Source organism: Streptomyces sp. NBC_00102 (assembly GCF_026343115.1).
In the GTDB taxonomy this organism is placed as follows: domain Bacteria; phylum Actinomycetota; class Actinomycetes; order Streptomycetales; family Streptomycetaceae; genus Streptomyces.
The window spans coordinates 5,187,003-5,196,716 of sequence record NZ_JAPEMC010000001.1 but is presented as its reverse complement, the minus strand read 5'-3'; the positions used below and the strand labels follow the sequence as shown (position 1 = coordinate 5,196,716).

Sequence of the window (9,714 nt, the reverse complement as noted above, 5' to 3'; positions counted from 1 at the left end):
TCCGGTGCGTGCGATTCCCCGCCCGGCAAAGGACCGTCGCACGGCGGAGGACCGCTCTCGTGCGGGGCGCACGAGGACCGCTCCGACGGCGCGGCGAGCGTTGCGTGCGGGGCGCCGCCCGGCGGACGGCACTTCGGCGACGGCCCTGGTACGACGCGCTTCCGGCCCGGCAAGTCTCGTCGCGGGGTGTCGCGCCGCGCCCCCTGAGCTCCCCCCTAAGCCCTCCCTGTCTTTCCTCCCCCCTCTCCCCCTGGGTCCGGTCCGGCCGGAGGATCACGGCTCTGGGAGGTCTTCGATGACGACGCAGAAGCAGAGCTGGCGGATCGACGTGCCGCTGGGGGAACGCTCGTACCAGGTGGTGATCGGGTCGGGGGTGCGGCACACGCTCGCCGACGTGCTCGCCGGGATGGGTGCCCGCAGGGTGGTGGTGGTGTCCGCGCGGCCGGCGGAGTGGGTCCCCGATCCGGGGGTGCCGTACGTGGTCGAGCCGGCCAGGGACGGGGAGACGGACAAGACGCTCGCATCGGTCGAGCGGCTGTGCCGTCGCTTCGCCGAGTTCGGCCTGACCAGGTCCGACGCGGTGGTGGCGGTGGGCGGCGGCACCACCACCGACACCGCCGGCCTGGCCGCGGCGCTGTACCACCGGGGCACCCCGGTGGTACATCTGCCGACCACGCTGCTCGCACAGGTGGACGCGAGCGTGGGCGGCAAGACGGCGGTCAACCTGCCGGAGGGCAAGAACCTCGTCGGCACCTACTGGCAGCCCGCCGCGGTGCTGTGCGACACCGACTACCTCAGCACTCTGCCGCACCGTGAACTCATCGGCGGTTACGGGGAGATCGCGCGCTGCCACTTCATCGGCGCCGGCGATCTGCGGGGGCTGGACCGGGGCGAGCAGATCGCCGCCAGCGTGCGCCTCAAGGCTTCCGTGGTGTCACGGGACGAGCGTGACTCCGGGCTGCGGCACACGCTGAACTACGGACACACCCTGGGGCACGCCCTGGAGCGTGCCACCGGATTCACGATGTCGCACGGCGAGGGCGTCGCGGTGGGCACGGTGTTCGCCGGCCGGCTGGCGGGCGCGCTGGGCCGGATCGGCGCGGCCCGGGTGGCGGAGCACACCGAGGTCGTCCGGCACTACGGGCTGCCCACCGCGCTGCCCGCCGGGCTCGCCCCGCAGGAGTTGATCACGCTGATGCGCCGGGACAAGAAGGCGGAGCGGGGCCTCACCTTCGTCCTGGACTCGGGGACGGGCGTCGGTCTGGTGCCGGACGTCCCCGAAGAGGTCGTGGCACGGACGCTGGCCCGGATGCCCCGGCAGGACACCGCCGGCTTCACTCACGAGGGAGACACGCATGTCTGAGGTACTGCTGCTGAACGGCCCCAATCTCGGCATCCTGGGCCGCCGCCAACCGGAGATCTACGGAACGGACACGCTGGAGGACATCGAGAAGGCGGTGTCCGAGGAGATAGCGGTCCGGGGGTGGCGGCTGACGGCCGTGCAGAGCGAGAGCGAGGCGGATCTGATCCACGCGCTCCAGGGCGCCTACGGCACCGTCGGGGCGATCGTCAATCCGGGCGCTCTGATGATCGCCGGGTGGAGTCTGCGGGACGCGCTCGCCGACTACCCGCGCCCCTGGATCGAAGTGCATCTGTCCAACGTCTGGGCCCGGGAGAGCTTCCGGCACGAGTCGGTGATCTCGCCGCTGGCCGACGGGGTCATCGCGGGGCTCGGCGCGGACGGGTACCGGCTGGCCGCACGGGCGCTGGCCCGCCGCGCGGGGGACTGACCGGGCGGGCGCGGCGGCGGTGCGGGACGGGGGGCCGGGGGCGGTGCGGTGAGCCGGCCCACCGCCTCCCGGTCCACCGCCGCTCGCCTCCCGGCCCACCGTCCGCCGCCGCCCCGGTTCCGCCTCGGTTCCGCTCGCCCGTCCCGGTCGCGCCCTCAGACTCCGGCCGCCAGCAGCAGGGCTCCGCGCAGGGACGAGAGGGCGCCCAGCGCGGCCGGTCCGACCGGCGGGGCGGGGTGGCCCGGCCGGGACATCCCGGCGGCCATGGCCGCGACGCCGGTCACCAGGCCGGGCAGCGCGGCGGCGCCGCCACCGATCAGTACGGCCTCGGGGCGCAGCACCTCGGCGAGCGAGACGACGGCCGTGGCCAGCGCGGCACAGGCCCGGTCCCTCGCCTCGACGGCCCAGGGCTCCCCGCGTTCGATGCCCCGGCTCAGTTCGCCGGAGTCCACCGGGGCGCCCCGCAACTCCGAGGCGGCCCGCAGCATCGCGGGACCCGAGGCCAGGGCCTGGACGCAGCCGCGGCGTCCGCAGTCGCAGCGCGGGCCGGAGCGGTCGACGACGACGTGTCCCACCTCGGCCGAACCGCGGCCCGGACGCGGCTGCGGGCGGCCGTCGAGGACGACACCGCCGCCGATCCCGGTGCCCACACCGAGGTAGAGCAGATCGCGGTATCCGCCCTCGGCGGCCTCGGCGAGCGCCGCCAGATCGCCGTCGTCCTGGCAGACCACCGTGGTCCCGGGGAGCATCTCGCCCAGGCGGCCGCCCAGTTCGAGGCCGGTCCAGGACGGCCGGTTGGGCCAGGCGACGACCTGCCCGGCCGGCCCGAGCGTGGCGGGCACGGCCACCCCGGCGGCGAGGACGGGCCCCGGCCGGGCGGCGAGGAACCCCCGCAGGTGGTCGCCGAGTGCGGACAGATCCCGGTCCGGGTCTCCGGCCGGGGGCCACCGGAAGGAACTCTCGGCCGGAGCCGACCCCGCGCCCTCCAGGCGCATCGCGACCTTGGTTCCGCCGACGTCGATACCCAAGTAGGTTGACACGTAGGGACTTTATCGCGCGACCGGCCGGCACGGGAGTGCGCCGCCGGTCCGGGTGACGCCACCCGGGCTCCGGCGGCACCCGGACCGGCGGCGCCACTTGACCCCGCCCGGGTTCGTCCGGAGAATCCCCGCACCCCTCCTGGCCGGTACAGCCCGAGGCGGACCAAGACCGCCCGTCCTTGTCGTCGTCCGCAGCGCGACGCGATCAGCCGAATGGAGGCAAATGCCCGTGCGCTTCAATTTGTTGGGTCCGCTGGAGGTGCTGGACGACCACGGCCCGCTGGCCCTCGGGGGCATCCGCCAACGGGCCACCCTGGGGTTCCTGCTGCTGCACGCCAACAGGACCGTGGCGACGAGCCGGCTACTGACCGCGGTGTGGGGCGAGGAGTCGCCTGCCACGGCCCGCAAGGTGCTGCAGAACGCCGTGGCGGCCCTGCGCCGGACTCTGGCCGCCGGGGTGAGCCAACACGACGTCAGGTTGGAGACCAGCGCTCCGGGCTATGTCCTGCGCGTGCCGGCCGGCTGCGTCGACTGGCACCGGCATCAGGCGCTGGTGGATCTGGGAAGAGCCGAACTCTCGGCGGGCGAGCGGGAGTCGGGGGTAGCCAGGCTGCGCGAGGCGCTCGGCCTGTGGCGCGGCCCCGTGCTGGCCGACCTGGCCGAGTCGGGGGTGCGGTGGCCCGAGCTCTCGGTGATCCGCAGCGCCCGGCTCGACGTGCTGGAGGAGCGTGTCGAGGCCGAATTGGGCGCGGGACTGCACCAGCAGATCGTCGGGGAGCTGGCCGCCGAGACGGGGGCGGACCCCACCAGGGAGAGGCTGTGCGGCCAGCTGATGCTGGCGCTGTACCGCTGCGGGCGGCACGCGGACGCGCTGACGGTCTACCGCCGCACCCGCCAGCGGCTGGTGGAGGACCTGGGCCTCGATCCGGGTTACGAGCTCCAGCAGTTGGAGCAGGCGATCCTCAATCACGAGGAGGCTCTGCTGCTGCCGGGTGCGCGGGACGGCGGGGCGGCCCCGGGAACGGCGGTGTTCACCCCTGCGGACGTCCGGTCCGGGCCGGCGGCGGTCACCGGGCCGGGTACCGTCGAGTCCGCCGAGAACAAACTCGTGAGCGTCCTCATGACGCGGGCCCAGCTCGACCCCCAGCACGAGTCGGCGGACGACGCCGAGTGCGTCGCGGACATTCTGGGCACCGTGGACTCCATCGTGCGCGAGGAGGTCGCGCGCCACGGCGGATTCGTGCACGGTGCCATCGGTTCGGTGCGGATGGCGGTCTTCGGCGTGCCGCACACCCATGAGGACGACGCGCAGCGCGCCGTCCGCGCCGCGCTGGCGATCCGGGAGCGCACGGCCGCGCTGGCGTCCTCCGACACCCGCGCGGTGCAGCTCAACACGGCGGCGGCCGTCACCACGGGCCAGGCCCTGATCGCGCCGCCCGGCGACGACGCGCAGGCCCGGCTGACCGGCGCCGTCGTGGACCAGTGCCAGCAGTTGCTGGCCTTCGTCCCCCCGGCCACCGTGCGGGTCTGCGAGATCACCCTCCAGGCGAGCGGTCGCGCCTTCACCTGCTTCCCCGCGGTGGACCATCTCGGCGGCGGGCACGTGACCGCTGCCCGGTGCACGGAGATCCCCCGGACGCACTGCACCCCCTTCTTCGGACGGACCCGGGAGCTGGAGGTGCTGCACGACCTCCTGTCGGACGTGCACACGCGTGGGCGCGGCCATCTGGTGACCGTGTTCGGCGAACCCGGCATCGGCAAGAGCCGTCTGATGGAGGAGTTCGGAGAGAGTCTCCTCACCTGTCCGGAGCAGGCCCGTTGGGTGCTCGGCCGGGTCTCCGCGCTCGACGAGGGCGAGGGGCACGGGACGCTCCGGCAGCTCGTCAGGTCCCTCGCCCGGATCGTTCCGGGCGACTCCTCGCCGGCGGCGCTGGAGAAACTGGCCGCGACCGTCGACCAGCTGGACGTGGACCGGACGACGGCGGAGTGGCTGCTGGCCCAGTTGACGAGGGCCGCCGATCCGGGGGTGCGCGTGTTGCCCGCCGCGTACGCGGGCCAGGTCATGTCCGCCCTGCGGCACGCCCTGGAGGAGGAGGCGGCGCACCGCCCGCTGGTGGTGATCGTCGAGGACCTGCACCGGGCGGGGAAGCCGCTGCTGAACCTCGTCGAGCAGTTGGTCAGCCCGGGTACCGCTCCGATGCTGGTGATCGCGACGGCCCGGCCCGAACTCCAGTTCCGGCTGCCGCACTGGGGCGGGGGAAAGCCCAGTTCCTCCGCCATCACCCTGGAGCGGCTCGACGACGCCTCCATGGACGGGATGCTCGAAGCGCTGCTCCGGGTGCCGCGCACGTCCGCGGTGACCGGCGGCCAGCACCGGATACCCACCGTCGGCCGGACGGAGCTGCGGGAGTGCGTCGGCGGCAACCCCCGCTTCGCCGAGGAGTACGCGCGGCTGCTTCGCTCGGGGATACCGCTGCTCTGGGACCGCGTCGCGCCCGGTCTCGGCGTCTGGCGCCGCACCGCCGGGGCGGCAAGCCCGGTCCTGCCGGTCCCGCAGCAGGTGCACAGTGTCATCGCCGCACGGCTGGACGACCTGCCCGCCGACGAGAAGGCCGTCCTGCACGACATGGCCGTTTTCGGCAGCGGAGCGACGGCCGAGGTGATCGCCGCGATGGGACAGCGAGGGACGGATCAGGCCAACCAGTGCCTGGCGCGATTGGAGCGTCGCGAACTGGTACATCGGCTGCGGCACGGACGGACGGGCCCGATGGCGAACGAGTACTGCTTCCCCCATCCACTGATCCAGGCGGTGGCGTACTCCCAGATACCCCTCTCGTCCCGGGTGGCACGCCATCACCGGGCCGCCGCCTGGCTGATGGAACGAGGACTCACCCACCCCGGACCGCTGCCGATCCCCCCGCTCCCGCCGACGCTCCCGGTCGACTCCGTCCCGCTCGACGGCAACGGGAAGCCCACCCTCCGGTAATCACCCGCCCCCACCCCTGACTGGCCGGAAACCGACTGTCCGGCCTGTACCTCCCCTGCCGCCGAGCGCACCTTATGAGCCACACGCGTCTGGACCAGGCCCTATGTGGACGGCCGGATTCGTACGCCCGGATTCATCTGCCTCCCCGCTCCCCGGCACCGCGTGCCGTCGGCACCCCCGGAGCGTTGCCGTCCGATGGGCTGAGCGTCACGGGCCACTGCTAGCTTGCAACGCGTTTGCTTCAGGCACGCCGCTTGACACTGGACCGCGACACACGTAGGGGGATCAGGTCCGTGGAACTGATAGAGCGTCACGAACAAATAGCCGTACTGGAGGATCTGGCCGAACAGTGCATCACCGGACAAGGACAGGTGGCCCTGCTCTGCGGAGCTCCCGCCACCGGGCGCACCGCCCTGCTCCAGTCCTTCGCCCGTAGTCAGCTGGAGCGCGGCGCCCTGGTCCTGAGCGCCTCCTGCGCCCCCGCCGAGGAAGGGCTCTTCCTCGGTGTGGTCAGCCAGTTGCTGTACGCCACGCCGCTGCCCGACCCGCACGGAACCGAGATAGGCAGGCTGCTGGAGGGAGCGGCGGCGCAGGGCGGGACCGCCGACGCCGACCGCCAGCGGCTCTACCACGCACTGTGCCTGCGACTGCGGGCCGTCGCGGCCGACCGGCCGCTGCTGATCACGGTCGACGACATCGGCCACGCCGACCCGGCGTCGCTCGACTTCCTCCAGCAACTGGTGCGGCGCAGCAGCGCCGACCGGATCATGGTGACCGTCACCGACAACGGCGAGCGTCCGGACGTCACCGCCCCGCTGCTCGCGGAGTTGCAACGCCAGCAGCACATGCGCCACATCCAGGTCGCTCCGCTCAGCCGGCGGGGCGCGTACGAGCTGGTGGCGCGCCGGTTCGGCCCGGAGAGCGCGGAGCCGCTGGCGGCCGAACTGCACGCGGCCAGCGGGGGCAACCCGCTGCTGCTGTCCGCGTTGATCGACGACCGGGCGGCCCAGACGCAGGACAACAGCCGCTACGAACTCGCCGTGCTGGGGCTGCTCCAGGACCGGGACCCGGTGGTGCTGGAAGTCGCGCGAGGCATCGCCGTACTGGACGACGAGGAGACCGGTCTCGACACGGCACGGCTCCTCGACCTCAACCCGCAGGCCGTGGACTGCGCCCTGCGCAAGCTCACGTCGGCGGGGCTGCTGCTGAACCGCCGGTTCCGGCAGGAGTCGGCGCGGGCCGCGGTGCTGGAGCGCATCCCGGAGAAGGTCCGCGCCACTCTCCACCGGCGGGCCGCGGAACTGCTCATCGAGAGCGGCAGCGCGCCGACGGCCGTGGCGTTCCACCTGCTGAGCGCGGGTACCGCCCCGCCGGTGTGGGGCATGCCGTGTCTGCTGGAGGCGGCGGAACAGGAGCTGTACTCCCTGCGTCTGGTGCGGGGCGCGCAGTACCTGGAACTGGCTCTGGCGGGACCCACCGAACCGGGGGCCGCGGCGTCGATCAGGGCCCGGCTCACCCACACGGAGTGGATGATCAACCCGGTCAGCGCCGGGCGTCATCTGCCGGCCCTCACCAACGCGCTGCGCGCCGGGCACCTGAGTCTGCGGGAGGGGCTCAACCTGATCCGGCACCTGCTCTGGCACGGCCGGACGCAGGAGGCGGGCCGGCTGCTGAGCCTCGTACGGGACGGGGCGGCGAACTCGCCGGCGGTCGCCGACGAACTGCGCGACCTCGAAGGGTGGCTGGCCTTCACCCACCCGCCGCTGGCCCGCCGCGGCTATCTGCCGCCGGTTCGCCCGGATGACGGACGGACCGTCACCCCGCTGGCCGATCCGTGGCTCCAGGCCGCGGCGGTGATGGCGGGGCAGCTCTCCCGGGGGCAGACCGAGGAGGCGGTGGTGCGGGCGAAGGAGACCCTGCGGGACCTGCACCTGGGCCGGCACACCTGCTGGGTCGACGAGGCCGCCCTGCTGGCCTTCCGGACGCTGCTGGTGGCGGACCGGACGCACACGGCCCAGGAGTGGTGCGAACGGCTGCTCGACCGGGAGGCCGGCGGGCGGACGCTCCCCTGGCGGGCGCTGATGCTCTTCGTGCGTGCCGAGGTGGCGATGGCCAGGGGTGACCTGGCGGGGGCCGCTCGGCACGCGGAGGAGTCGCTGACCGAACTCAACGTACGCGCCTGGGGTGTGGCGGCCGGGCTGCCGCTGGGCACCCTCATCCTGGCGAACGCCAGGCTCGGGCGCTTCGAGGAGGCGGGGGCGCTGCTGGCCCACCAGGTGCCGGACACCATGTTCCAGACGTCGCACGGGGTGCATTACCTCTACGCGCGCGGCCAGTTGCACCTGGCGACCCGGCACTACCACGCCGCGCTGGCGGACTTCCTGTCCTGCGGGGACCTGGTACGCGGCTGGGGGCTCGACCCCGCCGGTCTGGTGCAATGGCGCACCGGGGCCGCGGAGGCCTGGCTCGGCCTCGGCAACACGGAGCAGATGCGGCAACAGGTCGGCAACCAGCTGACCTGGCAGGGCAGCGGGAGTGCGCGGGGCCGGGCTCTGGCGCTGCGGCTGACGGCGTCGGCCGGCCCGGTGGGACGGCGGCCCCAGCTGCTGCTGGAGTCCCTGGAACTGCTGGAGAAGTGCGGCGACCGGTTCGAGCAGGCGCGGACGCTGGCCAAGCTGAGCAGCGCGTACCACCTGCTCGACGAGAACCGCAGGGCTCGCATGGTGTTCCGCCGTTCGATGCACCTGGCGCAGAGCTGCAACGCCGAGTCGCTCACCCGGGAACTCCTCTCGGTGAGCAGCGAGCTGGGAGAGGCACCGGCCGCTTCGGGCGACGCGGAGAAACTGGCGGTGCTCACCGGCAGCGAGCGCCGGGTCGCGGCGCTCGCCGCCATGGGGTACACCAACCGGGAGATCGCCACGAAGCTCTACATCACGGCGAGCACGGTCGAGCAGCATCTGACACGTGTCTACCGGAAACTGGAGATCACGCACCGCAAGGAGCTGCCGAGCGATCTCAACTGGCTGCGCGACAAGACCGGCTGACCCCGGCGTCCGGGGCGCCGACCGGGCTCTGCCCGGCGGCCGCCCCGGCGGCCAGCAACGCGGCGATCTCCTGGACGTGGCCGGCCGGGAAGAAGTGGCCGCCGCTGAAGACACGTACCTCGCAGGAGGCGGTGGTGTGCAGCCGCCAGTCCTCGGCCTCGTCGGGGGTGACCATGGGGTCGCTGTCCCCGGTGAGCACGGTGACCGGGCAGTCGAGCACGTCGCCCGGGGTGTGGCGGTAGGTCTCCACGGCCCGGTAGTCGCCCCTCAGCGCGGGCAGCACCAGCGCGAAGACCTCGGGGTCGCTGAGCAGGGCGGTGTGCGGGCCGGCCAGCCTGCGCAGTTCGTCGGCGATCCGGTCGTCGCTCCTGAGGTGGACGAACTCGTCACGGTGGCGTGAGGGGGCCCGTCGGCCCGAGGCGAAGAGCCGGAGCGGCGCCGGGCGCCCCTCCCGGCGCAGACGCAGCGCGACCTCGTACGCGACCAGCGCGCCCATGCTGTGGCCGAGGAACATCACCGGGCCCGGGTCGACGGTGGTGAGCGCGTCGTGGACCTGGTCGGCCAGCGTGCGCAGGTCCTGCACGACCGGCTCCCGGTAGCGGTCCTGCCGCCCGGGGTACTGCACGCCCAGCACCCGCGTCCCGGGTTCCAGGGCGCGGGCCACCGGAAGGAAGTAGCTGGCGGCGCCTCCGGCGTGCGGGAAGCAGACCAGCCTGGGGCCGCCCCCGTCGGAGGCCGAGGGGAGGGTGCTGCTGCCGAGCGGTCGAATCCAGTTCAGGGCTTCCAGAGGTTTCATGAGGACAGCTTGGGGTCGACTCGGGCCCAAGTCGGCTCGCGCGTACGGGGATAGGGGC

6 protein-coding genes are annotated in these 9,714 nt (G+C 73.4%); 4 read left to right on the top strand and 2 right to left on the bottom strand.

What is annotated here, in order from left to right:
* Positions 1 to 295: 295 nt before the first annotated feature.
* Together OHA55_RS23275 and OHA55_RS23270 are read left to right on the top strand one after the other, a co-directional pair.
* Positions 296 to 1,363, top strand: a complete 1,068-nt coding sequence (locus OHA55_RS23275; protein ID WP_266709331.1) for a 3-dehydroquinate synthase — start codon at positions 296 to 298, stop codon at positions 1,361 to 1,363.
* On the top strand, positions 1,356 to 1,790 hold the full coding sequence (locus OHA55_RS23270) for a type II 3-dehydroquinate dehydratase (protein ID WP_266709329.1): 435 nt from the start codon (positions 1,356 to 1,358) through the stop codon (positions 1,788 to 1,790). The genes OHA55_RS23275 and OHA55_RS23270 overlap by 8 nt, the downstream gene beginning before the upstream one ends.
* A gap of 155 nt (positions 1,791 to 1,945) precedes the next feature.
* Here OHA55_RS23270 and OHA55_RS23265 read toward each other — a convergent pair whose 3' ends face one another.
* Entirely contained in the window at positions 1,946 to 2,830 is an 885-nt protein-coding gene (locus tag OHA55_RS23265) for an ROK family protein (protein ID WP_266709327.1), read from the bottom strand.
* A gap of 229 nt (positions 2,831 to 3,059) precedes the next feature.
* Here OHA55_RS23265 and OHA55_RS23260 point away from each other — a divergent pair, with 229 nt between their 5' ends.
* Positions 3,060 to 5,816 carry a BTAD domain-containing putative transcriptional regulator gene (locus OHA55_RS23260; protein ID WP_266709325.1) on the top strand — a complete coding sequence of 919 codons (2,757 nt, stop codon included), beginning with the start codon at positions 3,060 to 3,062 and terminating at the stop codon, positions 5,814 to 5,816.
* A 293-nt stretch (positions 5,817 to 6,109) separates the two neighbouring features.
* A complete protein-coding gene (locus OHA55_RS23255; protein WP_266709323.1) occupies positions 6,110 to 8,860 on the top strand; it encodes a LuxR family transcriptional regulator in 2,751 nt (916 codons plus the stop codon).
* Here OHA55_RS23255 and OHA55_RS23250 read toward each other — a convergent pair.
* On the bottom strand, positions 8,832 to 9,656 hold the full coding sequence (locus OHA55_RS23250) for a thioesterase II family protein (protein WP_266709321.1): 825 nt from the start codon (positions 9,654 to 9,656) through the stop codon (positions 8,832 to 8,834). The genes OHA55_RS23255 and OHA55_RS23250 overlap by 29 nt on opposite strands.
* Between the last annotated feature and the right edge of the window lie 58 nt (positions 9,657 to 9,714).